18 protein-coding genes are annotated in these 24,800 nt (G+C 66.4%); 10 read left to right on the top strand and 8 right to left on the bottom strand.

The features are described from left to right. Positions 1-27: 27 nt before the first annotated feature. Positions 28-1,020: a bile acid:sodium symporter family protein gene (locus tag C8J24_RS07865; RefSeq protein WP_420894111.1), complete on the bottom strand. Its 993-nt coding sequence runs from the start codon at positions 1,018-1,020 to the stop codon at positions 28-30. Then, positions 1,020-2,030 (bottom strand): adenosine deaminase, encoded by a 1,011-nt coding sequence (locus tag C8J24_RS07860; protein ID WP_107931570.1) that lies wholly within the window; start codon positions 2,028-2,030, stop codon positions 1,020-1,022. The genes C8J24_RS07865 and C8J24_RS07860 overlap by 1 nt, the downstream gene beginning before the upstream one ends. Before the next feature lie 149 nt (positions 2,031-2,179). Between C8J24_RS07860 and C8J24_RS07855 the strand changes: the two genes are divergently transcribed. Continuing rightward, the gene (locus C8J24_RS07855) at positions 2,180-3,115 is read left to right on the top strand and encodes a DUF808 domain-containing protein (protein ID WP_107931568.1); all 936 of its coding nucleotides are present in this window, start codon (positions 2,180-2,182) and stop codon (positions 3,113-3,115) included. Between the two features lie 152 nt (positions 3,116-3,267). On the opposite strand, the gene C8J24_RS07850 is transcribed toward C8J24_RS07855, so the two are convergent. Beyond that, positions 3,268-5,319 carry a S9 family peptidase gene (locus C8J24_RS07850; RefSeq protein ID WP_107932680.1) on the bottom strand — a complete coding sequence of 684 codons (2,052 nt, stop codon included), beginning with the start codon at positions 5,317-5,319 and terminating at the stop codon, positions 3,268-3,270. Between the two features lie 57 nt (positions 5,320-5,376). On the opposite strand from C8J24_RS07850, the gene C8J24_RS07845 reads away from it, so the two are divergent. Next, positions 5,377-5,877 carry a DNA-deoxyinosine glycosylase gene (locus C8J24_RS07845; RefSeq protein WP_107932678.1) on the top strand — a complete coding sequence of 167 codons (501 nt, stop codon included), beginning with the start codon at positions 5,377-5,379 and terminating at the stop codon, positions 5,875-5,877. On the opposite strand, the gene C8J24_RS07840 is transcribed toward C8J24_RS07845, so the two are convergent. Then, complete coding sequence (locus tag C8J24_RS07840; RefSeq protein ID WP_037527918.1) at positions 5,874-7,034, bottom strand: alpha-hydroxy-acid oxidizing protein; 1,161 nt, start codon at positions 7,032-7,034, stop codon at positions 5,874-5,876. The two genes, C8J24_RS07845 and C8J24_RS07840, sit on opposite strands and share 4 nt — an antisense overlap. A 52-nt stretch (positions 7,035-7,086) precedes the next feature. Continuing rightward, positions 7,087-8,625: a cryptochrome/photolyase family protein gene (locus C8J24_RS07835; protein WP_107931566.1), complete on the bottom strand. Its 1,539-nt coding sequence runs from the start codon at positions 8,623-8,625 to the stop codon at positions 7,087-7,089. A 20-nt stretch (positions 8,626-8,645) separates the two neighbouring features. Between C8J24_RS07835 and queF the strand changes: the two genes are divergently transcribed. The 3 genes from queF to C8J24_RS07820 all read left to right on the top strand — a co-directional run bounded on the left by queF (position 8,646) and on the right by C8J24_RS07820 (position 12,863). Continuing rightward, positions 8,646-9,104 carry a preQ(1) synthase gene (gene queF, locus C8J24_RS07830; protein WP_037527914.1) on the top strand — a complete coding sequence of 153 codons (459 nt, stop codon included), beginning with the start codon at positions 8,646-8,648 and terminating at the stop codon, positions 9,102-9,104. A gap of 152 nt (positions 9,105-9,256) precedes the next feature. Next, positions 9,257-11,527, top strand: a complete 2,271-nt coding sequence (locus C8J24_RS07825; RefSeq protein WP_031440074.1) for a glycosyltransferase family 4 protein — start codon at positions 9,257-9,259, stop codon at positions 11,525-11,527. Between the two features lie 52 nt (positions 11,528-11,579). Further along, the gene (locus C8J24_RS07820) at positions 11,580-12,863 is read left to right on the top strand and encodes a glycoside hydrolase family 130 protein (protein WP_031440075.1); all 1,284 of its coding nucleotides are present in this window, start codon (positions 11,580-11,582) and stop codon (positions 12,861-12,863) included. A gap of 214 nt (positions 12,864-13,077) precedes the next feature. Here C8J24_RS07820 and C8J24_RS07815 read toward each other — a convergent pair whose 3' ends face one another. After that, the gene (locus tag C8J24_RS07815; protein WP_244180561.1) at positions 13,078-15,051 is read right to left on the bottom strand and encodes an OPT family oligopeptide transporter; all 1,974 of its coding nucleotides are present in this window, start codon (positions 15,049-15,051) and stop codon (positions 13,078-13,080) included. 137 nt (positions 15,052-15,188) lie between these two features. Further along, positions 15,189-16,430, bottom strand: coding sequence for an N-acetylmuramoyl-L-alanine amidase family protein (locus tag C8J24_RS07810; protein ID WP_107931564.1), 1,242 nt, complete (start codon positions 16,428-16,430; stop codon positions 15,189-15,191). 567 nt (positions 16,431-16,997) lie between these two features. Here C8J24_RS07810 and C8J24_RS07805 point away from each other — a divergent pair. The 5 genes from C8J24_RS07805 (at position 16,998) to C8J24_RS07785 (ending at position 24,091) form a co-directional block, all read left to right on the top strand. After that, entirely contained in the window at positions 16,998-19,958 is a 2,961-nt protein-coding gene (locus C8J24_RS07805; protein WP_107931562.1) for an Rne/Rng family ribonuclease, read from the top strand. Between the two features lie 198 nt (positions 19,959-20,156). Then, positions 20,157-21,512 (top strand): M48 family metalloprotease, encoded by a 1,356-nt coding sequence (locus tag C8J24_RS07800; RefSeq protein WP_031440079.1) that lies wholly within the window; start codon positions 20,157-20,159, stop codon positions 21,510-21,512. Continuing rightward, the gene (locus tag C8J24_RS07795; protein WP_107931560.1) at positions 21,509-22,219 is read left to right on the top strand and encodes a DsbA family protein; all 711 of its coding nucleotides are present in this window, start codon (positions 21,509-21,511) and stop codon (positions 22,217-22,219) included. Before C8J24_RS07800 ends, C8J24_RS07795 begins: the two co-directional genes overlap by 4 nt. 169 nt (positions 22,220-22,388) lie before the next feature. Then, on the top strand, positions 22,389-23,318 hold the full coding sequence (locus tag C8J24_RS07790; protein WP_107931558.1) for an ABC transporter ATP-binding protein: 930 nt from the start codon (positions 22,389-22,391) through the stop codon (positions 23,316-23,318). Next, positions 23,315-24,091: an ABC transporter permease gene (locus C8J24_RS07785; RefSeq protein ID WP_107931556.1), complete on the top strand. Its 777-nt coding sequence runs from the start codon at positions 23,315-23,317 to the stop codon at positions 24,089-24,091. The genes C8J24_RS07790 and C8J24_RS07785 overlap by 4 nt, the downstream gene beginning before the upstream one ends. Here C8J24_RS07785 and C8J24_RS07780 read toward each other — a convergent pair. After that, the gene (locus C8J24_RS07780; RefSeq protein ID WP_107931554.1) at positions 24,088-24,795 is read right to left on the bottom strand and encodes a CPBP family intramembrane glutamic endopeptidase; all 708 of its coding nucleotides are present in this window, start codon (positions 24,793-24,795) and stop codon (positions 24,088-24,090) included. The two genes, C8J24_RS07785 and C8J24_RS07780, sit on opposite strands and share 4 nt — an antisense overlap. Positions 24,796-24,800: the final 5 nt, after the last annotated feature.

Raw genomic sequence — 24,800 nt, 5'->3', positions numbered from 1 at the left:
CGTGGAAAAGCAAATAAGCCAAGGCAGTTACGCCACCGGTGCCATCGCCTCCACGCGCGCATCCGCCCGGTCTGCATAGCGGCGCGCGATCACCGCACAGGCGATCAGCTGGATCTGGTGGAACAGCATCAGCGGCAGCAAGATCACACCGACCTGCGCCGCAGGGAACAGCACGCCGGCCATCGGCACCCCCGACGCCAGGCTCTTCTTCGAACCACAGAACAGCAACACGATCGCATCCTCGCGCGGCAGCCGCATCAGCCGCGCGATGGTCAGCGTCAGCGCCAGCACGATGGCCAGCAGGGCACAGGAGAGCAGCCCGATCAGGAGCAGATCGCCGAGCGACACCCGGCTCCACAGGCCCTCGACCACCGCCGCGCCGAACGCGCCATAGACGACGAGCAGGATTGATCCGCGATCGACGATCGTCAGCATCGCCTTGCGCCGCGTCACCCATGCGCCGATCCAGGGCCGCAGCACATGCCCCGCCACGAACGGCACGAGCAGCTGGACGATGATCGTCTCGACACTTTCGATCGACATCGCGCCGGCATTGCCTGCATTCCGCATCAGCAGCGCGACCAGCGCGGGGGTGATCAGTATGCCGAGCAGGTTGGAAAAGGATGCGCTGCAGACCGCGGCCGCGACATTGCCGCGCGCGATCGCGGTAAAGGCGATCGACGACTGGACCGTCGAGGGCAGCAGCGTCAGGAACAGCACGCCCGTCGCCATCCGCGCGTCGACGAAGGGCAACGCGGTCAGCCCAAGTCCGAGCGCGGGAAAGGCGACGAACGTCACCCCCAGCACGGCGAGGTGGAGCGGCCAGTTGCGCAGTCCGTCCCAGATCGCCGCGCGCGACAATTTCGCGCCGTGAAGGAAGAACAGCAGGAAGATTGCGACGTCGGCGACATAGCCGACGATCGTCGCCGCCTGTCCCCGCGCCGGCAACAGGCTCGCCAGCACGACGGTGCCGAGCAGCATCAGGATGAACGGCTCGAAGATCGATAGAAAGCGCCGGATCACGGATGCGCGGTCACATAGGCCTCGAGGGTTGCAAGATGCCCGGCGATCGCCTCGTCATCGAGGAAGCTGCCGAGGAAGCTGTTGCGCGCCAGCGTCACGATCTGCCCGCGCGACAAATTGCGCGCGCGCGCGGTCTGGCGGTAGTTCTCGCCAATATAGCCGCCGAAATAGGCCGGGTCGTCCGAATGGATCGTCGCGCGCAGGCCGAGATCGAGCATCCTGTCGATCGGATGGTCCTCGATCCGGTCGACGTTGCGCAGCGCGACGTTCGACAGCGGGCACACGGTCAGCGTCATCGCCTCGCGGGCAAGCCGCGCGACCAGCACCGGATCCTCGAGCGCACGATTGCCGTGATCGATCCGGTCGACGCGCAGGATGTCGAGCGCTTCGTGGATATAGGCGGGCGGGCCTTCCTCGCCGGCATGCGCGCACAGCAGCAGCCCGGCTTCCGCCGATGCTTCGAACACGCGCGCGAACTTCGATGGCGGATGCCCCATCTCGGACGAATCGAGCCCGACGCCGATCATCTGGTCGAGCCAGGGCTGTGCCTGTTCGAACGTCCTGAATGCATCCTCCTCGTCGAGATGCCGCAGATAGCTCATGATCAGCCCGATGCTCATCCCGTGCTTCGCCCGCGCCGCATCGATGCCTGCGAACAGGCCGTTGGCGACGACGTCGAACGGGATTCCGCGATGCGTGTGCGTCTGCGGATCGAAGAAGATCTCGGCATGGACCACGCCGTCCTGGGCGACCCGGTCGAAATAGGCGAGCGCCAGATCGTGGAAATCCTCCTCGGTCTTCAACACGGCCGCGCCCGCATAATAGATATCGAGAAAGGTCTGAAGGTTGGTGAAGCTGTAGGCCGCGCGCACGTCCTCGACGCTCTTGAACGGGATCGCGACCTTGTTGCGTTCGGCGAGCGCGAACATCAGCTCGGGCTCGAGGCTGCCCTCGATATGCAGATGCAGTTCGGCCTTGGGCAGGTTGGTGATGAAGTCGTCTGTCATGCTCGATCCCGTCGTGATGTGCGTCACCGCGCAACCATTCCGCGCGTCACGCACTTTGCGCAAGGTCGAAACCCGTTGCATGACATCGCTGTCACGTTACCGCGGACCGGCTATTGCCGCCTCTTACCGATCACGCGAAGGACCCATCGATGCCCACAGGACTGGTCGCACTGCTCGACGACATTGCCGGGATCACCAAGCTGGCCGCGGCCAGCCTCGACGATATCGGTGCTGCGACCGGCAAGGCGGGCAGCAAGGCGATCGGCGTGGTGGTCGACGATGCCGCGGTCACGCCGCGCTACATGGTCGGGTTCTCGCCGAAGCGTGAATTGCCGATGATCGGCAAGATCGCGCTCGGCTCGTTCCGCAACAAGCTGCTCTTCATCCTCCCCGCAGCACTCGCGCTCAGCGCGTTCGCACCCTGGGCCCTGACCCCGCTGCTGATGCTTGGCGGGACCTATCTCTGCTTCGAGGGTGCGGAAAAGATCCTCGAAGCGCTCGGCGGCGGCCATGCCGAAGCCGAAGCCACCGCCCCGATTGATCCGAAGACGCTCGAGGACCAGAAGGTGTCGGGCGCGATCCGCACCGACTTCATCCTGTCGGCGGAGATCATGGTCATCGCGCTGTCGGACGTTGCCGCCGAACCGATCTGGGAACAGGCGATCGTGCTTGCACTGGTCGGCGTCGCGATCACGATCCTCGTCTACGGCGTCGTCGCGCTGATCGTGAAGATGGACGATATCGGCCTGCATCTGACCGAGCGGAAAAGCCCGGCCGTGCAAGCGTTCGGCCGCGGCCTGGTCAAGGGCATGCCCGTCGTCATGTCGGTGCTGTCGGTGGTCGGCACTGCGGCGATGGTCTGGGTCGGCGGACAGATCATCGTCCACGGGATCGAGGATTTCGGGCTGACGACGATCCCGCACTTCATCCACGACACCGCCGCAGGCGCCGCCGCCGCGGTGCCGGTCGCCAAGGGCGTGGTGAACTGGGTGGTCAACGCCGCATTGTCGGGCGTCGTCGGCCTCATCCTCGGTGGCGCGATCGCACTTGGCCTCCACGCGGTGAAGAAGCCCAAGGCGCACTGAGCGGCTAGCGGCTCCTTCCATTCCCGTCCTCCTGACGAAAGTCAGAATCCAGAGCCAAGAACGTCAGCGCCCATTACCCTGGATCCTGACTTTCGTCAGGATGACGGCGTAGGGGAAGCAGCCTGCCCGGTAGGGCGTGGGAAATGCGCCCCCTATTTCGCCGTCCACTTGTCCATCCAGCCGATCACCTCGCCATACCATTGCAGGCTGTTCTTCGGCTTCAGCACCCAGTGATTCTCGTTCGGGTTGACCAGCAACCGTGACGGAATCCCGCGCCGCTGCAACGCGGTGAAGCTCGCCAGCCCCTGCGTGTACGGAATGCGGAAATCCTTCTCGCCGGTGATCACCAGCATCGGCGTCTTCCAGTTGGCGACGAAGTTGACCGGGTTCCATTTCTCGAACGCGGCGGGATCCTCGTAATAGGTCTTGCCGCCATGCTCCCACTCGTCGAACCACAGCTCCTCGGTCTCGTACGCCATTGCGCGCGCATCGAAGACGCCGTCATGCTGGACGATGCACTTGAACCGGTCGGGCCACTTCCCCTCGATCCAGTTCATCATATAGCCGCCATAGGACGCGCCGAGCGCGCAGGCGCGGTCGGCGTCGAGCCAGCCGAATTTGGCGGTCGCCGCCGCCAGCCCCTTTTGCAGATCCTCGAGCGGCCAGCCGCCCCAATTGTTGCTGATCGCGTCGGTGAAGGCCTGGCCGTACCCCGTCGACCCGTGGAAATCGACCGCGACCAGCCCGTAGCCCGCGCCCGCGAACACCGCCGGGTTCCAGCGATAGGACCAGCTGTTGTTGCTCGACCCCTGCGGGCCACCGTGCACCATATAGGCGACCGGGACCTTGCCCGTGGTGCCATACGGCTTCACCGCATAACCCCAGACGGTGTCGTCGTTCGCGCCCTTGAAGTTGAACCGCGTGACGGTCGGCATGTCGATGCCCGCGAGCTTTGTCGCGTTGACCGAGGTCAGCCGCTCGGGCTTCGGCATCCGCGTGCCCTTCACCGCCAGCGCATAAAAGTCGTCGGGCGCGGTCAGGCTGTTGATCGCGACGACCACGCCCTTCGGCGTCGGCACGACCGCACCGACATGGCCCTCCTGCGTCAGGCGAGTCACCTTGCCCGTCACGGGATCGACCGCGAACACCGGCGTTTCCTGCGTGTCGTCGGCGGTGACGTAGAGGCGTTTGCTGTCGGGGCTCCACGCGATCGACGCGACCGAGCGGTCCCAGCCCTGCGTCACCGCGCGCACCTGACCGCTCGCCAGATCGCGCGTCATCAGCACCTGGCGATCCGCCTCGAACCCCGCGCGCGCCATCGCGAACCAGGCGAGCGTCCGGCCGTCGGGCGACACCGTCGGCAGATTGTCCATGCCGGTGTTCGCCGCCGTCAGGTTGACCGGCGCTGCGGAACCGTCCGCGGGGACCGAGAAGATGTCGAGATTGGTCGAAATTGCCTCGATCCGCCCCGCCTCGCGCAGTGCGAAATACAGCGTTCTGCCGTCCGCGCTCCACGACACTTCCTCGCCACCGCCGAACGGCTTTGACGGCGCATCGCCGATCAGACCGCCCGTCACCGCGACGCCGTCGCCGGCTGCGCCCGCGGCCGTCAGCGGCAGCACGAACAGCTGCGACCGGTCGCCGTTCGACCATGTGTCCCAGTGCCGCACGAACAGCTGGTCGTAGGTCCGCCCCGCCCCGGCATTCGGGTCCTTCTTGACCATCGCGGGCGCAAGGCTCGGCGCGCCGGGCTTGCGATCGGCCCACACCACGAGCTTGTCGCCGGTCGGTGCGACCTTGAACCCGCCGAAACCGCCCTCGAAGCTTGTCAGCTTGCGCGGCGTGCCGCCGGCGATCCCGATCGACCAGACCGCGTCGCTGCCGCCCTTGTCCGACTGGTAATAGACGGTTGCGCCATCGGCGGAGAATTGCGCGCCGGTCTCGTTCACATCGGCTTCGGCGATCAGCGGCTCGGGTTTCGCACCCTTGCGTGTCAGGTCGAGCCGCCAAAGGTCGAACCGCCCGCGATCAGCGGCGAGATCGGTCTCGCGCTGCTCCCACACCAGCCAGCGGCCGTCCTTCGACACGGCGGGCGAGGACACGCGCGACAGCTTGACGACATCGTCGATGGTCAGCTGGCGGGCGGTGGCGGGGGCGCTTGCAAGAGCGAGCACGGCGAGGCTTGCGGACAGCAGGATCTTCATGCGCGTCTGCATAGAATGCTTGCACGATCGCGCGCAATCGCCACGTCGTCGCGCACGATGACGCGTAAATCCTCCTTCCCGCCCGTGGCCGCCGACGATGCGCGGCTGCTCGTGCTCGGCAGCCTGCCCGGCGACCGTTCGCTCGCCGAAGCTCGCTATTATGCGCATCCGCAGAACCAATTCTGGGCGCTGATGTCGGGGGTCGTGGCGCGCGATCTGGTCGCGCTGGCCTATGACGAGCGGCTGGTCGCGTTGCGCGATGCGGGCGTGGCGCTGTGGGACGTGATCGGATCGGCGCACCGCGTCGGCAGCACCGACGCCGCGATCCTCGATGCGCAGGACAATGCGGTCGCCGAGCTGGTCGCGCGCCTGCCCGACCTCCGCGCGATCGCGTTCAACGGCGCCACCGCGTTGAAGCTCGGCCTAAGACAGGGGCTCGGAACGCTCGGCCCGCAGATCGTCGCGCTGCCGTCGAGCAGCCCGCTCCACACGATCGGCCGCGCCGCCAAGCAGCCCGCCTGGGACGCGCTCGCCCCCTTCCTCGCCGGGCCGCGCTAGATCCGCACCGCGCCGGCCGCACGCACATCGGCAATCGTCGGCCAGCCATTCACCGCCATCAGCAGATCCGCCTCCGCCAGCAGGCACCGCAGCACATGCGCCGCCCCCGCCGCCCCATCGAGCGCGAGGCCATACGCATAGGGCCGTCCGACCCCGACCGCGCGCGCGCCGAGCGCGATCGCCTTCACCACGTCGCTCCCCGACCGGATCCCTGAATCGAACAGCACGGGCACGTCGCCCGCTGCGGCGACCACACCCGGCAGCATGTCGATCGCCGCGATCCCGCCATTGGCCTGCCGCCCGCCATGGTTCGAACAATAGATCGCATCCGCTCCCGCATCGATCGCGCGCCGCGCATCGTCGGGATGGCAGATCCCCTTCAGGATCAGCGGCAATGTCGTCAGCGAGCGCAGCCACGCCATGTCGTCCCAGGTCAGCACCTTGCCGAACACGCCTGCCCATTGCCGCACCGCAGCCGCGCCATCCTCCTCGGGCGGCTTGGCGAGCATCGCGCGAAAGACGGGGTCTGAGAAATAGTTCATCAGCACCGCGCCGCGCAGCTGCGGGAAGTTCGCGACGTTCAGGTCGCGCGGCCGCCATCCCGTTACCCAGGTGTCGAGCGTGACGACGATCCCCTTATACCCCGCCGCCTCGGCCCGGCGCACCAGGCTCTCGGCCAGCGCCTTGTCCTTGGGCGTGTAGAGCTGGAAGAACCCCGGCGTCTCGCCCAGCGCCCCCGCCACGCTTTCGAGCGGATCGTTCGACAGCGTCGACGCCATCAGCGGCACCCCCGTCTCGGCCGAGGCGCGCGCGGCGGCGAGATCGCCGTGACCGTCCTGCGTGCAGATTCCGATCACCCCGACCGGCGCCATGAAGACCGGGCTCGGCAGCCGCATCCCGAACAGCTCGACCGACAGGTCGCGCCTGCTGCAATCGACCATCATCCGCGGCGTCATGCCCCAGTGGCGGAACGCATGTGCATTGTTGTCCTGCGTGAATTCGTCGCCGCAGCCGCCCTGGACATAGCCCAGCACCGATGGCGGCATCGCCGCGCTCGCGCGCTGTTCGAGCGTCGCGTAATCGACCGGCAGCTTCGGGATCACGCCGCTCAGACCGGCGTTGTAAATCGCGTTCTGGTAATCGCCGAAATGCGGCATCCGCCTACTCCTATCGACGGCGTTACACCCGTCCTGACGGCAAATGTAGCGCTCAGCCGTCGAGCCGCGCCAGAAATTCCTTTGCCTGCGCCAGCGTCGCGTCCCGGTCCGCCGGCTTCATCTTAGCCCAGTTGCGATACGGCATCGCCAGCCGCGGATTGCGATCGAGCTTGTCCGCGTTGCGCACCAGGAAATCCCAGTACAGCGCATTGAACGGACACGCATTCTCCCCGACGCGCTGTTTCACGTCATAGCGACAATGCCCGCAATAATCCGACATCCGGTTGATATACGCGCCCGACGCCGCATAGGGCTTCGACCCGAGCAGGCCGCCATCGGCGAACTGGCTCATGCCCAGCGTATTGGGCAGCTCGACCCATTCATACGCATCGGCATAGACCTCCAGATACCATTCATGGACCTGCTTCGGGTCCGCGCCGATCAGCAGCGCGAAATTGCCCGTCACCATCAGCCGCTGGATGTGATGCGCATAGGCATGGTCGAGCGTCTGTCCGATCGCCTGCGAGAGGCAGTGCATGTCGGTCTCGCCGGTCCAGTAGAAGCCCGGCAGGTCTCGCCTCGCATCCAGGAAGTTGCGCTCGACATACTCCGGCCCCTCGCGCCAGTAGATGCCGCGCATATATTCGCGCCAGCCGATGATCTGGCGGATGAACCCCTCGGCACAGTTGAGCGGGACACGCCCGGCGGCATATTCCGCCTCGACCGCACGGCACAGATCGACCGGATCGAGCAGCCCCGAATTGATATAGGGCGACAGCACCGCGTGCCACAGGAACGGCTGGTCGGTCAGCATCGCATCCTGATAATCCCCGAACCGCGGCAGCGCGTGCTTGAGGAAATGCCGCTGCTGCTTGAGCGCGCCCTCACGCGTCGTTGCGAAGTCGAACGCATCGAGGCTGCCGGGATGCTCGCCGAACCGCGCCGCGACCATCGCGAGCACCTCGGTCGTGATCGCATCGGGGGCAAAGGAGAGCGGGCGCGGCATCAGCAGGTCGGCCTTGGCCGGCTTGCGATTGTCCGCATCGTAATTCCACTCGCCCCCCTCGGGCTTGTCGCCATCCATCAGCAACCCGGTGCGGCGGCGCATCTCGCGGTAGAAATACTCCATCCGCAACTGCTTGCGCCCCTCCGCCCAGGCCTCGAACTCGGCATGGCTGGCGAGGAAGCGGTCGTCGGCGCGGATCTCGACCGGCAGGCCGAACAGCGTTTCCCACGCGTCCAGCATCCCCGCAACGCGCCACTCGCCCGCTTCGGTGACGATGATCCGCGCCGGATCATGCCGCCCGATCGCGCGCGCGACCTCGCCGGTGAAGCTGCCGGTCGACTCCGGATCGTCGAGCGTGACGTAGTCGACGGTCCAGCCCGCCTCGCGCAGTGCCTCGGCGTGATGCCGCATCGCCGACAGGATATAGGCGATCTTGCGGCGATGGTGGCGGACATAGGTCGTCTCGTCGGCGACCTCCATCATCAGCACGATCGTCGCCGCCGGGTCGGCCCCGTTGAGCGACGCGATCTGCAGCGAGAGCTGGTCGCCGAGGATCGGCACGAGCGTGGTTTTCTTGGAGCGCATCGCATCCTACATGGCGGACCATGACCGCTCCTACAAACCCGTTATATCTGGGCCAGAACAGCGCCCTCCCCGCCTCGCCCGAAGAGGCCGTGCTCGATTACGTGCCCAACCCGCGCGTCGGCCGGACCTATCTGGTGCGGTTCGCGGTGCCCGAATTCACCTCGCTCTGCCCGGTTACCGGTCAGCCCGACTTCGCGCATCTCGTCATCGATTATGTCCCCGGCGAGACGATCGTCGAATCCAAGTCGCTCAAACTGTTCCTGGGCAGCTTTCGCAACCATGCCGGCTTCCACGAGGACTGCACGGTCGGCATCGGCGAGCGGCTGTTCGACGAAATGAAGCCGGTCTGGCTGCGGATCGGCGGCTATTGGTATCCGCGCGGCGGGATCCCGATCGACGTCTTCTGGCAGTCGTCCGCACCCCCCGCCGATCTCTGGCTGCCCGATCAGGGCGTCGCCCCGTATCGCGGGCGTGGCTGACGCCGTCGCCGCATGCAGCAAGATTGATAAAGTTTAATATCAAAGCGTGTGTTGCAGTGCAATATTAATGCAACTTTCATACCTTGTCAGCCGTTGGGGGTGAGCGCGATGCCGGGTTAGCCCGTTATGCGCGCTCAGACAAAGGACAGGGTATGGCGTTACCGGCGGACGGGACCAAGATCACGCGGCTGGCACTCATCGGCAATTTTTTGCCGAGGCGGTGCGGTATCGCGACATATACGACGGATGTGTTCACCGCGATGCGGGCGCGCTTTCCCGAGGTCGCGGTCGACGTCTATGCGATGGATGATCATCCTGGCCTGTACGAGTATCCGCCGGAAGTCGTTGGAACGATCCCCGAAACCGACCTGACCGCTTATCTGGATGCCGCGCGCAAGATCGATGCGAGCGGCGCCCAGGCAATCTGGGTGCAGCACGAATACGGCATCTATGGTGGCCCGGCCGGGGACTATCTGCTCGCGCTGCTCGACCGTACGACGCTGCCGGTCGTCGTTGCGTTGCACACGATCCTCGAACGCCCCAATCCCGACGAACGCCGCGTCATGGAGGGCCTGTTGCGCCGTGCCGCGCGCGTCATCGTGATGGCGGAGCGTGGCCGCGATATCCTCCAGCGCGTCTATGGCGCCAGCCCGCGGCAGATCGTGATGATCCCGCACGGCGTGCCCGATCGTGACCTCGTCGAACCTGACACGCTGAAGGCGCAATTCGGCTGGGAAGGCCGCAACGTCGTGCTGACCTTCGGACTGCTTGCGCCGAACAAGGGCATCGAAACGGTGATCGAGGCGCTGCCCGCGGTCATCGAACGCCATCCCAATCTGCTCTACGTCGTGCTCGGCGCGACGCACCCCAATCTCGTCGCGCATCAGGGCGAGGCCTATCGTGATCGTCTTAAGGCGCTGACCGAAGCCCGTGGCGTAGCGGGCAATGTCGCCTTCATCGACGCGTTCGTCGAACATGACGAGTTGCTGAGCTATCTGCAGGCGGCAGATATCTATGTGACGCCCTACACCAACCCGGCGCAGATCACCTCGGGCACGCTTAGCTACGCCATCGGCGTCGGCAAGCCCGTCATCTCGACCCCGTACGTCCATGCGACGGAAATCCTCGCCGATGGGCATGGCGTTCTTGTCCCGTTCGGAGATGTCGCCGCCTTCGCGCGCGAGATCGACATGCTGCTGTCGAGTGATCGCGACCGCCATCGCTTGGCCGAACGCGCCTATGCGCGCGGTCGTACGATGATCTGGCCACAGCTTGCCGAAACATCGATGGCAGAGATCCGCGCGGTGGTCGCGGCACGCCCTTTTCGTCTGGCCAAGCCTTCGCCCCCGTTGAAGCCGCTTGCGCCTGACTTCGCGGCCGTCGAACGGATGAGTGATTCGACGGGCATGCTCCAGCATTCGATCTACTCGATCCCCGATCGCCGGCATGGCTATTGCATCGACGACAATTGCCGTGCGCTCATGCTGATGAGTGCGATGCCGGACATGGATGAGGTCCAGCGTGACAAGTGGACGACGATCTATGCGTCGTTCGTACAATATGCCTGGAACCCCGACGAGCGCCGCTTCCGCAACTTCATGAGCTTCGACCGAACTTGGTGCGAGGATGTCGGGTCCGAGGATTCGAACGGTCGCACCGTCTGGGCGCTCGGTATCACCGCACGCGATGCACAGCTGGCCAAGCATCGCGACTGGGCGACGGCGATGTATGACTCGACCGCATCCTGTGCACTCGAGCTCGGCAGCCTGCGCGCTCAGGCCTTTGCGATGCTCGGCGCGGCGGCGATGCTCGAGGCCAGCCCCGGGCATCAGCTCTCGCTGTCGATCCTGGCAAAGTTCCCGGATGTCCATCTGGCACTGCTCGAGAAGACGCGGCGTCCCGAGTGGCAGTGGTTCGAGATTGTCCTCGCCTATGACAATGCGCGCCTGCCACAGGCGCTCATCCGTGCGGGCCAGGCGCTCGGCCGCCAGGACCTGATCGATTGCGGTCTGGCGACACTCGAATGGATCGTCGCCAAGCAGACCTCGCCCGAGGGTCGCTTCCGCGCGGTTGGTACGGAAAGCTTCGGACGCTCCTATGAGGATCCGCTGCAGTTCGACCAGCAGCCGCTGGAGGCACAGGCCACCGTCGATGCCTGCATGGCGGCGTTCGAGGCCACCGGCGACCTGCGCTGGCGTGACGAGGCCGAGCGCGCCTATCGCTGGTTCCTGGGCGGGAATGACCTCAATCTGCCGCTCGCGAGCATTGCCGATGGTGGCTGTTTCGATGGATTGATGCCGACGGGATTGAACCGCAACCAGGGTGCAGAGTCGATTTTGGCGCTGCAATTGGCCAATTGTGCGATTTCGGGGGTATCAAACGCAGCCCAAAGCGTGGCAGGAGCCTCGCGCGTCGTCGCATAGCCTCGCTAGCGTCGGCGTCCCAAGGTGGAACGGCACGCGAGGCATAAGCACGATGGACCTGTTTACCCACCAGCTGCGGTTGCACGCCGACCCGTCACGGGTCGTCGTCCGGCCCTTTCATATCGCCTGGGCCGGCAATGCCGGCGCACCCAGTCGTACCGAGCGACTGGTCGGCGAAGTCCTCGAGATGACGAGCGCCGAGGCGCGGATCCAGCTCGAGGTGGTGCTGAAGGATTTCGAGGCGCGGCACTGGCAGACGCGGCGCGTCTTCATGACGCGCTACGATCAGATCGAGGACATGCTCGGGCTTAACGGCGCGGATATCGGTGACGAGAAGCGCCAGCTGATCGGCGCCTATTTCTGTCATGAATACAGCTATGCCGCCGCCGCGCTGATGAACCCCAGCGCAGTGCCGCATTTCGACCAGTCCGGGATGCCGCCGGGCAGCCTGCGCATCCTGATGTCGATGCGCGCGGTCGGCGAAGGTCACATCTCGTCGGTCGCCTTCCGCGAAGGCATCATCACCGACCAGAATCTGATGAAGCTCGCGCCCGAGCCGCCCTTCGCCACCGCGACCGACGCGGTCGGCAGCGGCGAGGACGAGATGCCGCAGGGCCCCGTCACCGTCTATCGCCACCGCGACAGCACGCTCAGCGGCACGGTGATCTTCCCGATCACGCAGGCGCAGTCGAAGGGGCTGGAGGATCTGCGCATCGTCCGCTTCCAGCACGACAATGGCGACTATGAATGGATCGGCACCTACACCGCCTATAACGGTTCGGTCATCCAGTCCGAACTGATGCGGACGCGCGATTTCCGCGCGTTCGATCTCGTCCCGATGACTGGCCCCGCCGCGCGTAACAAGGGCATGGCGCTGTTCCCGCGTAAGGTGAACGGCCAGTATATGATGATCGGCCGGCAGGACGGCGAGAACCTGTTCCTGCTGAAGTCGGACACGCTGACCGACTGGGACGACGGCGAGAAGATCCTGACCCCGCTCTATCCGTGGGAGCTCGTCCAGATCGGCAATTGCGGCCCGCCAATCGAGCTCGACGAGGGCTGGTTGCTGCTCACGCACGGCGTCGGCGCGATGCGCAAATATTCGATCGGTGCAGTGCTGCTCGACAAGGACGACCCGTCAAAGGTGATCGGCCGCACGCAGCAGCCGATCCTCGCCGCCAAGGATCAGGACCGCGAGGGCTATGTCCCCAATGTCGTCTACAGCTGCGGCGCGCTGCGCCACGGCGATGCGCTGTTCCTGCCTTACGGCATCGCGGACAGCTCGATCGGCTTCGCCTTCGTCAAGATCACGGACATGCTCGCCGCGATGAAGTGAGGCTACCCCGCACCCCAACCACCACCCCGGCGAAGGCCGGGGCCCAGTTGGGGGACGGTAGTAACGACTAACGGCCCTCCGTTACGTCGACCTCCCCAACTGGGCCCCGGCCTCCGCCGGGGTGGTGCGAAATACCTCGGCGCACGCGTGTATCCTGTTCTCCCGCAAAGGCGGGAGCCCAGTCTGGATCCCCGCCTTCGCGAGAAAACACCCTCTATCGCGACACCGCCATCGTCCGCCGGTACATCACCCAGGTCAGCAGCGCGAACAGCAGGGTTCCGCCGACCAGCGCGATGGGCACGAACCCCTCCCCGACCAGCGCCAGTGGCGTCTCCTGGTTGGTGAGATAGACGATCCCGGCGAACCCCACACCCCACAGCGACTCGCCGACGATCATCCCCGTCGCGGTCAGCACGCCCATCCGCCTGGCAAGCTCGGGATCGCGCGCGCGGTCGGCCCAGCGGTCATAGGCATAGCCGACCACCGCGCCGATCGTGACCGGCAACGTCACCGCCATCGGCAGATACACGCCCAGCCCGACGCCCAGCGGCGGCAACCGCAGCCTGCCCGCCTTGCCCAGCAGTTCGTCGAGCGCGATCACCGCGACACCGGTCATCGCGCCATAGCCGATCATCGCCCAGTTGAGATTGCCCCCCAGCACGCCCTTGGCGAGCGCCGAGATCAGCGCGGCCTGCGGTGCGGCCAGCGCATTGGGCCCGGCCCCCGGCGCGCCAGCAAAGCCAAGCGTGCTGCCGAGCAGGTTGAGCACCGGCGGCACGACGATCGACCCGAACACCACGCCGATCAGCAGCGCGACCTGCTGCTTCCACGGCGTCGCACCGACCAACTGCCCGGTCTTCAGATCCTGGAGATTGTCGTTCGAGATCGTCGCGATGCCGAACACCACGCCCGTCACGATCAGGCCGTAGGCGACCAGCGCCTGCGTCGTCCCCGGCTCGACTGCACGACCGAACCACGACACCAGCAGGATCGATGCGGCGAGGATGGCGAGGATACCGATGCCCGACACAGGAGAATTCGACGCGCCGATCAGCCCCGCCATGTACCCGCACACCGCCGCGATCACGAGGCCGATGACGAGGATGAACGCGAGACTCCCTGCGATCAGCCCGACCGCCGACGCCTCGAGCGGCCCGCCCTGGAGGACAGTCCACAGCAGGATCCCGATCGGCACGAGCATCGCCAGCGATGCAATCCCGACGATCCCGATCGGGATGTCACGCTCCTCGAGTGCCAGCACTTCGCCGCCGCGCTTGGCTGCCGACGCCGCCAGCGCCGATCGCACGCCGCCGACCACGGGTCCTGCGATCTTGAGCAAGGTCCAGATCGCCGCGACGCCGATCACGCCCGCACCGAAGAACCGCACGTCCGACCGGAACACGGTCGTCGCGATCACCTCCGCGGTGCCGGTCACGCTTCCCGCCGAGGTCAGGATCGGCAGCAGGATCCACCAGCCGATCACCACGCCCGTAAACATTGCCATCCCGACCGAGATTCCGACCAGATGCCCCGCGCCCAGCAGCGCGAACGACAGTCCACCCGAAATCCCGGTCGCGCCTGCGCCGACGCGGAACCACGTCGCGGCCTCGGCAGCGACCAGCTTGGTCTGCGTCAGGATCGCGAACCCGGCCGACACCAGCGCGTTGACGACGATGATGCCGAGCCCGCGCGCGCTCTCCTCGCCGCCCTCACGGCTGCCCGCGCCGACTTTCAGCACTTCGGCGGCCGCGCGGCCCTCCGGATAGGGCAGCACCGTGTCGACGACGAGTGCACGGCGCAGCGGGACCGAGAACAGCACGCCGAGCACACCGCCGAACATCGTGATCGCCGCGGTGGTGAAGAACGGGAACCCCTGCCACCAGCCGATCATCACCAGGCCGGGCAGCACGAAGATGATCGCCGCCAGCGTGCCCGCCGCGGACGCGATCGTCTGGACGATGTTGTTCTCGAGGATCGTCGAATCCTTGAACAGCCGCAGCACGGCCATCGAGATCACCGCGGCGGGGATCGACGTCGCGAAGGTCAGCCCGATCTTCAAACCCAGATAGACGTTCGCCGCGGTAAACAGCAGCGTGATGATCGCGCCGAGCACGACCCCGCGAAAGGTAAGCTCGCGCATGCTCGTCTCGGGCCCGGTCTCGGATACGCCCCGCGTCGCGTCGGTCATCAGATCGTCCTAACCAGAAACACGTGCCCCGGCGGAGGCCGAAGCCCAGTCGGAACGTCCTCCAACCGGGCCTCGGCCTCCGCCGGGGTCCTAGCCGTCAGGATGCCGCGCTCTTGCCGTGAGCGCAACCGGCCGGATCAGCGCGCCACCATCCGCCGCGCGAAATGCACCGTGACCGCGCGCGTCACGCTCTCCGCAATCCGCTGCCGCCCCTCGTCGCTGTCGAGAAACGCCGCGTCCTGCGGGTTCGAAATATAGCCCGTCTCGAACAGGATCGAGGGCATGTCGGGCGCCTTGAGCACCATCAGCGACGCCATGCGGTGGAAGTTCGGCTTGAGCGGCATCAACGGCTTGGCCTCGCGTCCCAGCAACCGCGCGAACGTGGCCGACGCGTTCATCGTCTCGCGCTGCGTCAGGTCGATCAGGATCGACGACACGTCGGCAGGCGCCTCGCCCAGATTCACCCCGGAGATCACATCCGCCTTGTTCTCCCGCGCGGCTAGCCGCGCCGCCTCCTTGTCGGACGCCACCTCGGACAGCGTATAGGCAGTCGCGCCGCTCGCGCCTTCGGATCCGGTACTGTCGCAGTGGACCGATATGAACAGGTCCCCCTTCAACCGTCGTGCGACGCCGTACCGCTCGCGCAGCACGAGGAACCGGTCGTCGCTCCGCGTCAGCGCGACGCGCACCCGGCCCGAAGCGAGCAGCGCGTCACGGATCGCCTTGGCGACCTTGAGGGTCACGTCCTTTTCGCGAAGTCCGTCAGGGCCGATCGCGCCGGGATCGACCCCGCCATGCCCGGCGTCGATCACCACCAGCGGACGCATGTCGTCGCCCTCGACCCGCGGCAGCGTGATCCCGCGCGCGCGCGGCGGCACCGGGATCGACACCTTGTACCGCGGCGCCGGACGCGCAGCGAAGTTGAACGGGAAGAAATTCAGCGGACCGGCGATACTGGCTTGCGCGAACGTCGCATCGTCGACGCGGCGCAAGGCCAGCGTCAGTTCGCGTCCCTGCGAATCGAACCCGCCATCGGCCACGATCACCGGCTTGGCCAGGTCGAACAGCATCCGCAGCCCGGTGCCGCCGTGCCGGCGCTGCGTGATGCGGGTCACGACACCGCCCGGCCTGGCGGTGCCGCCGGGCTTCGCGTTTGCGATATCGACCGCGATCTGCCGTTGTCCGGTCAGGATCTGGCTCACGCCGCTGCCGACCGGTGAATCGAAGCGGATCACGATCTGCGTTCGGCCGATCGTGATGCTCTGGACGGTCGCCGCCAACGCCGGAACGCCAGACAGCCAGCCAAGCAGCAGGGCGATGATCGCAACCATCCTGCGTCCATGCCGTGCGACCGCGCTGCCGGTCCAGCGAAAAGCCATGCTACACTCCCTGGATCGGTCGAACCCGACCGAAGCGACACCCCTACGCCACGCCCCCGCAAGAGGATCTTGCGGAGCAGGGTTAATAGCCTGTTTGCCTTGGTTTTCCCATATCCGTGGCTGCCGGCGCGGCTGCCGGACAAATCGCCGCGCGGAAATACAGCCTGTGAAAATGGCGGGTTTCAAGGCTTCGGACGGCCCCGCGCCGGGCCAGTTGCGGGATCTGCAATGCGGTGCTAGTCCTGCCGTGCACCCGTGCGTCGCTAGAGTTTGCCAGCGACGCGCCGGTCTCAACGCCCGCCTTCGGATCCTCGACGGCGCGGCAATTTCAGGTTGACGCTCGAATGACGCATTCCCCCCGCCCCGCTCACCGATCGGCCTTCGCCGACGGGATCGCGGTCGTGCGGGCGCCGCAGGGTGAGTTCCCGCGGCATGCGCGTCGAGCAGAGGCAGTTTCGCATACCTTCCGCGAGTCCGGGCGTCCGTGTCCGACCGCACCACCATCAAGCGCGCGACGGCTGCCATCAGGCCCGGCGCGCGCGCGGAGAATCTATTATGACAACGCGTATGCTGATCGACGCACGCCACCGGGAAGAAACCCGGATCGCCGTCGTCAAGGGTAACCGGATCGAGGAATTCGATTTCGAAAGCGCCGAGCGCAAGCAGCTCAAGGGCAACATTTACCTCGCCAAGGTCACGCGGGTCGAGCCGTCGCTCCAGGCGGCGTTCATCGATTACGGCGGCAATCGCCACGGCTTCCTCGCGTTCAGCGAGATCCACCCCGATTACTACCAGATCCCCAAAGAAGACCGCGACGCGCTGCTCCGCGAAGAGGCAGAGCATGCCGCCGAGGAGGCCGCGCTGCGCGCCGACTATGACGCGGACGACGAAGAGGGTGACGACGAGGACGATATCGAGCGCTTCGAGGACGATGGCGGGGTAGATCCCGACGTCGCCGAGGAGCTCGAAGGCGGCGAAGAGACCGGCGAGGCCCCGCGTCGCAAGCGCAAGTCGAACGGCGACGAGGCCGCGGTCGAGGATCTGCGCGAGCGTCGCATGAACCTGCGCCGCCGCTACAAGATCCAGGACGTGATCCATCGCCGTCAGGTGCTGCTCGTCCAGGTCGTCAAGGAAGAGCGCGGCAACAAGGGCGCAGCCCTGACTACGTACCTGTCGCTCGCCGGCCGCTACTGCGTGCTGATGCCCAATACGAGCCACGGCGGCGGCATCTCGCGCAAGATCAGCAACGCGGGCGATCGCAAGCGCCTGAAGTCGATCATGGCCGACATGCAGCTACCGCCCTCGATGGGCTGCATCGTCCGCACAGCCGGGCTGCAGCGCAGCAAGGTCGAGATCAAGCGCGACTTCGATTACCTCGCCCGCCTGTGGGACGGGATCCGCGAAGCCACGCTCAAGGCGTCGGCACCCGCGCTCGTCTACGGCGACAGCGACCTGATCAAGCGCGCGATCCGCGACATCTACAACAAGGAAATCGAAGAGGTCATCGTCGAGGGCGAGGACGGCTATCGCCAGGCGCGCGAGTTCATGCGCCTGCTGATGCCGACGCACGCCCGGCGCATCAAGCATTACGCCGACCCCGTGCCGCTGTTCCAGCGCGCGGGCGTCGAGGACCAACTGTCGGCGATGTACCATCCGGTCGTCCAGCTGAAGTCGGGCGGCTATCTGGTCATCAACCCGACCGAGGCGCTCGTCTCGATCGACATCAACTCGGGCCGCTCGACGCGCGAGCACAGCATCGAGCAGACCGCGACCGCGACCAACCTCGAGGCCGCACAGGAAATCGGCCGCCAGCTGCGCCTGCGCGACATGGCCGGGCTCGTCGTCATCGATTTCATCGACATGGATAACAATTCCAACGTCCGTAAGGTAGAGAAGGCGATGAAGGAGGCGCTGAAGAACGATCGTGCGCGCATCCAGATCGGCCGCATCTCGTCGTTCGGCCTGATGGAAATGAGCCGCCAGCGGCTGCGCACCGGCGTGCTCGAAGCGTCGACCCGCGCCTGCCCGCATTGCGAGGGCACCGGGCTCGTCCGCACCGCATCGTCGTCGGGCATTTCCGCGCTCCGCCTCATCGAGGACGAGGCCGCCCGCGGTCGCGGCTCGCTGCTGACGCTGCGCGCGAGCCAGGAAGCGGCCGTCTACATCCTCAACCGCAAGCGTGCCGACATCGCCGAGATCGAGGATCGCTACGGCGTGATCGTCGAGATCATTCCCGGCCAGGACGAGGAAGGCGCGCACATGACGGTCGAGGCCAGTGGCCCGCCGCCCGCGCATCCGCCGAAGTTCGTCCAGATCATCGAAGAGGACGAGGACGATCTTCCCGAGGAGATCGAGGACGAGATCGAGGAGGACGAGGTCGAAGAGGCCGAGGCCGAACAGCCGCGTCGTCGCGAGGGGGGCCGCGAAGGTGGTCGTGAGCAGACCGCGCCACGTGAGGGCCGCGATGCCGATGGCGAGGGCGGCAAGAAGCGCCGTCGCCGCCGCGGTCGTCGGGGCCGGGCACGCCCGGGTGAGGACGGCGCCGTCGGTGGTACGAGCGAGGATGGCGCGTTAGAGGACGTCGACACCGACGTCGACACCAATGTCGAGGAAATTGACGAAGGCGTCGGCGAGATCGTCGAAGTCGGCGGTGGCGAGGAGATCGAAGGTACGGCTCCGGCCGAACAGGCCAATGGCGTCGAAGGCGAAGGCCGTCGTCGTCGCGGACGTCGCGGACGTCGCGGTGGTCGGCGCAACGAGCAGGGCGGCGAGCAGACCGGCGCCGAGACGGGCGAGTCGATTGCCGTCAGCAGCGTCGACACCGCGGCACTGATCGCCGAGGCGCCCGAGCCGGAGGCATTTGCGCCGGTCGAGACGTCCGGGGCCGAGTCGGTGTTCGAGGAGGCGCCGTCCGCGCCGGTCGCCGAGGCTCCCAAGATGCGTCGTCGCCCGCGCGCCCGTGCGGCCGCCGCGACGATCAACGCTGACCCGGTCGCCGAAACGGCGCCCAAGTCGCGTCGGGGTCGCAAACCGCGTCCGGTCGAGACGGCCGACGAGACGACCATGGCACCAGAACCGGTCGTATCCGAAGTACCCGTCACGCCCGAGCCGCAGGAACAGGCCGCTCCCGATCCGGTTGCGGCAGAGCCGGCGCGCAAGCCTGCACGGCGTCGTCGCGAGGCGGTTGCCGATGCGACGATGGACGAGGTTGGCGCCACGCCTGCCGAGACGCTGGAGGCGTCCGCGCCGAAGCCCAAGCGCGCGCGTCGCAAGGCGAGCGATACGGCGGTCGAGCCCGCAGCCGTCGAGGAGGCCCCTGCCAAGGTCGCCAAGCCGCGTGGTCGGCCGCGCAAGGCCGCGGTGATCGAGGCCGGCGACGCCGCCCCGACCAGCGAGGTGCTTGCCGCGCCGGTCGAGACCACGCCGCCGCAGGTCGAGGTCCAGCCGCAGGACGCCGACGCGCCGGGCACGAACGACGACCCCGATGGCGCGCCGCGCCGTGGCTGGTGGCAGCGCACCTTCGGCTGACGCCGGAGCATAGCCGTTGAGACGGGCGCGATCGAAAGGTCGCGCCCGTTTTCATTTCGGCGCATTCGGACCAATTGGTTCCGGCGATCGGCCGCTTGGGTCGTGCTACGTCCTGCAGCTCACCATCGGGCGTCGGCGCCGCGCACCTCGTCGTCCCCGCCATTGCTCCCCCGCCGCCGATCGACGATACTGCGCGATATGAAGCGCTTCGTCGCGGCCCTGACCGCCACCCTCCTGCTCTGGGCGCAACCCGCACAGGCGCAGTCGATCCTCCGCGATGCGGAAACCGAAACGATGTTCGCCGAAATGTCCGGCCCGCTGATCACGGCGGCAGGCCTGTCGCCGCGCGACGTCAAGGTTGTGCTGATCAACGACGATTCGATCAATGCGTTCGTCGCGGGCGGCCAGACCGTCTATGTCCATTCGGGCCTGCTCCAGGCGGCGGACAATGCGAACGAAGTCCAGGGCGTGATCGCGCACGAACTCGGCCACATCGCCGACGGTCATGTCGTCCTCTCCGATCGCGGGACCAAACCCGCGATGGGCATGTACCTGCTCTCGATGGTGCTCGGCCTGGCGGCGATGGCGGCGGGCAGCGGCGAGGCGGGCGCGGGGATCATGGCGGCCGGACAACAGGCCGCGATGGGCAATTACCTGGCGTTCAGTCGCACGCAGGAATCCACCGCGGATGCGAGCGGCGCGAAATATCTGCGGGAGGCCAACGTCACCGGCCGCGGCATGCTGAGCTTTTTCAAGAAGCTGCAGCAGCAGGAATATCGCTTCGGCACCGCCAATATCGACCCGTTCATGCAGTCGCATCCGCTGTCGGGCGAGCGCGTCTCGGCGCTGACCGCGGATCTGCAGGCGTCGCCCGCCTGGGCGAACAAGCCCGATGCTGCGCTCGAAGAACGCTTCCGCCGCGTGAAGGCAAAGCTTGCCGGTTATGTCCTGCCCGCGCCGCGCACGCTGCAAAGCTATCCGCCGAGCGACCAGTCGATCTACGCGCATTACGCGCGGGCCTATGCCTATCATAAATCGGGTTATCCCGACAAAGCGGATGCCGAGGCGGATGCGCTGGTCAAGGCGAAGCCCGACGATCCCTATTTCCTCGAGATCAAGGGCCAGATCCTGCTCGAGGCTGGCAGGCCGGTCGAGTCGCTCGTCCCGTTGCGCGAGGCGACCGAGGGCTCGCGCAACAACCCGCTGATCGCCACGACGTTCGGCCACGCGCTGATCGCGACCGAGAACAAGGCGAATTATCCCGAGGCGACGAAGGTCCTGCGCACCGCGGTCGGCCGCGACGATCAGAATCCTTTCGCCTGGATGCAGCTCGGCACCGTCTACGAGCTGACCGGTGATACGGCTCGCGCGGCGCTCGCCACCGCCGAGCGCGCGAGCATGGGCGGCGACATGCGGACCGCATCGGCCAGCGCGCAATATGCGCTCGCCAACATCCCCGCCAACACCCCCGACTGGATCCGCGCGCAGGATATCGCGATGGCCGCGCAGAACGAGATGGACGACAATCCCAAGCAGTATAAGCGGCGCCGATGAACAAGATGATGTTGCCCGCCATCGCGGCGGTCGGGGCGGTCCTGGGCGGATTCGCGGTGTGGGGCTATGATCGCCAGGGCGGTGGCGTCGAGCGCGCGCAGGTCGAGGCGATCGTCCACGATTACATGCTCGCGCATCCCGAGATCCTGCCCGAAGCGATGGAGAAACTGCGCGACCGCGAATCGGGCAAGACGGTCGCTGCCAACCGCGACGCGATCGTCACGCCGTTCGGCAGCGCCTGGGCGGGCAACCCCAAGGGCGACGTCACGCTCGTCGAATATTTCGATTATAATTGCGGGTATTGCCGCGCGAGCCTGCCGATGATCGCAAAGCTGATCGCCGCAGACCCCAAGGTCCGCGTCGTCTTTCGCGAATTGCCGATCCTCAGCGCGGAAAGCCGCGTCGCTGCCCGCGCGAGCCTCGCGGCCGCCCAACAGGGCAAGTTCGCAGCCTTTCACGATGCGCTCTACGCCGGCGGCCCGGTCAGCGACGCGACGATCGCGGCGGCAGCGGCGAAGGCCGGGGTCGACATCAATCCGGCAGGCTTCACCAAGACCGCCGATGCCGAGATCGGCAAGAACATGGAAACCGCGGCCAAGCTCGGCATGACGGGCACGCCAAGCTGGGTGGTCGGCGACCGCATCCTGTCCGGCGCACTGCCGCTCGAGGACCTGCAAAAGGCGGTCGCCGCCGCCCGCGCCGGATAAGCCGACTTCGCAAACCCCCATTTCGTCATCCCCGCGGAGGCGGGGACCCATATTGGCGAACGTCCGAGTCTATGGATCCCCGCCTCCGCGGGGATGACGATGGGGTCGCGTCAGGCCTTACTTTCACACCCCACCACCCCCATCTTCCCCTCACTTAAAAGGGGCCCCAATGACCGAACCGATCCTGTCCGTTGCGGGCGTCACGAAGACCTACAAAAGCGGTACCACCGCACTCCACCCCGTCGATCTGGACATCCGCAAGGGCGAGATCTTCGCGCTGCTCGGGCCCAATGGGGCGGGCAAGACCACGCTGATCAGCATCATCTGCGGAATCGTCACGCCCAGCGCAGGAACGATTACCGTCGCGGGCTTCGACGCGATCCAGGACTATAAGCAGGCCCGCAGTCGCATCGGACTGGTCCCGCAGGAGCTGAACGTCGACATGTTCGAGACGGTGCTCGCCACCGTCACCTTCAGCCGCCGCCTGTTCGGTCGCTCGGGCCACAGCGCCTATATCGAACAGGTGCTGCGTGACCTGTCGCTCTGGGACAAGCGCCATGCGAAGATCATGGAATTGTCGGGCGGGATGAAGCGCCGTGTCCTGATCGCCAAGGCGTTGAGCCACGAGCCCGAGATCCTGTTCCTCGACGAACCCACCGCGGGCGTCGACGTCGCGCTGCGCCGCGACATGTGGAAGCTCGTCCACCGCCTGCGCGAGGGCGGCACGACGATCATCCTGACCACGCATTATATCGAGGAGGCCGAGGAGATGGCCGACCGCGTCGGCGTGATCAACAAGGGCAAGCTGCTGCTCGTCGACGACAAGGCATCGCTGATGAAACAGCTGGGCAAGCGCGAGCTCGATCTGGCGTTGCAGGAGCCGATGACCGCGATCCCGCCCGACCTTGCCGAATGGGACGTGTCGCTGCAGGACGAGGGCAAGCGCCTGCGCTATGTGTTCGACGCACAGGCGGACCATACCGGCATCCCCTCGCTCCTGCGCAAGCTTGCCGAACTCGGCATCGGCTTCAAGGATCTCGAAACCAGCAAGTCGAGCCTCGAGGACATCTTCGTCGATCTCGTCGGAGAGCGCGCATGAACACCCCCTTTCTCAACTGGCACGGCGTCTGGGCGATCTATCGCTTTGAAATGGCGCGGGCCTTGCGCACGCTGTGGCAGAGCCTCGTCACCCCCGTCCTCACGACGTCGCTCTATTTCATCGTCTTCGGCGGCGCGATCGGCAGCCGGATGCAGGAGGTCGGCGGCGTCGGCTATGGCAGCTTCATCGTCCCCGGCCTGATCATGCTGTCGCTGCTGACGCAGAGCATCGCGAACGCATCGATCGGCATCTACTTCCCCAAATTCACCGGCACGATCTACGAACTGCTCTCCGCGCCCGTGTCCGCGATGGAGATGGTGATCGGCTATGTCGGGGCGGCGACCACCAAGTCGGTGATCATCGGCCTGATCATCCTGGCGACCGCCGCCTGTTTCGTGCCGCTGCATATCGCGCATCCGTTCGCGATGTTCGCCTTCCTGATCCTGACGGCCGTCGCGTTCAGCCTGTTCGGCTTCATCATCGGCGTGTGGGCGAACGGCTTCGAACAGCTGAACTTCGTCCCCGCGCTGCTGATCACGCCACTGACGTTTCTCGGCGGCGCGTTCTACTCGATCGACATGCTGCCCCAGCCCTGGCGCACGCTCAGCCTGGCCAACCCGGTCGTCTATCTGATCAGCGGGTTTCGCTGGAGCTTCTTCGGGCAAGGTGATGTCGCGGTCGGCATCAGCCTCGCGGTGACCGCGGCGTTCCTCGTCACCTGCCTCGTCGTGATCGCGTTGATCTTCAAGACCGGCTGGCGGATGAAGAACTAGGCGCGCCACGCCCCGTACGCCATCGGCCGCACGACCAGCGCGTTGATGTCGATCGCGATGTGAAACGCGATCGCCATCCACACGCTGTTCGTCAGGCCGTAGAGCACGGACAGCGCCACGCCCGACAGCGTCGTCGCGACGACGCCGCGCCACCCCTGATAGCGATGCACCCCGCCGAAGCAGAGGGCGGCGATGATCGTCCCGGCCAGCGCGCTGCCGGACACCAGCGCGATCAGCAGCGGGAGGAACAGGCGGAAGAACAGCTCTTCGCTGATCCCGGCACTGATCGCGAGGGCGATGGCCGGGAGAATGTCCTCCCGCGTCTTCGGCAAAACGTCCGGGAAGGTGCCGATCTGAAACGCGCGCCGGCCGCGTCGCCACAAGACATGCGTGATCGCCGCGTTCGCGAGCGTGCCGAGCGCCATGCCGAGGATCAGTGGCGCGATCGGCAGGCGTGGCCAGTCGTCCGGCACCAGCGCGATTGCCGCAGGCTGCGCCGCCGCGAGCGGGTTCTGGCCGAGCAGGACGAGGCCGACCAGCGCGGGCAGACCGAACGACACCGCCAACCCGACCGCCCAGGCCGTCATCCGCCTTGCGGGGCTACGGCCCGGTCGTGTCGGCAGGCGAACGCGAAACGTCCGCCCCCGCCACAGGATCGCCAGCATGTAAACGGCGACGATCGCGAGCAGTGTCTGCGCGACCATCACCG

Source organism: Sphingomonas aerolata (assembly GCF_003046295.1).
In the GTDB taxonomy this organism is placed as follows: domain Bacteria; phylum Pseudomonadota; class Alphaproteobacteria; order Sphingomonadales; family Sphingomonadaceae; genus Sphingomonas; species Sphingomonas aerolata.
Note: the sequence above shows the minus strand (reverse complement) of the source record. Positions and strands in the feature narration are given on the sequence as shown.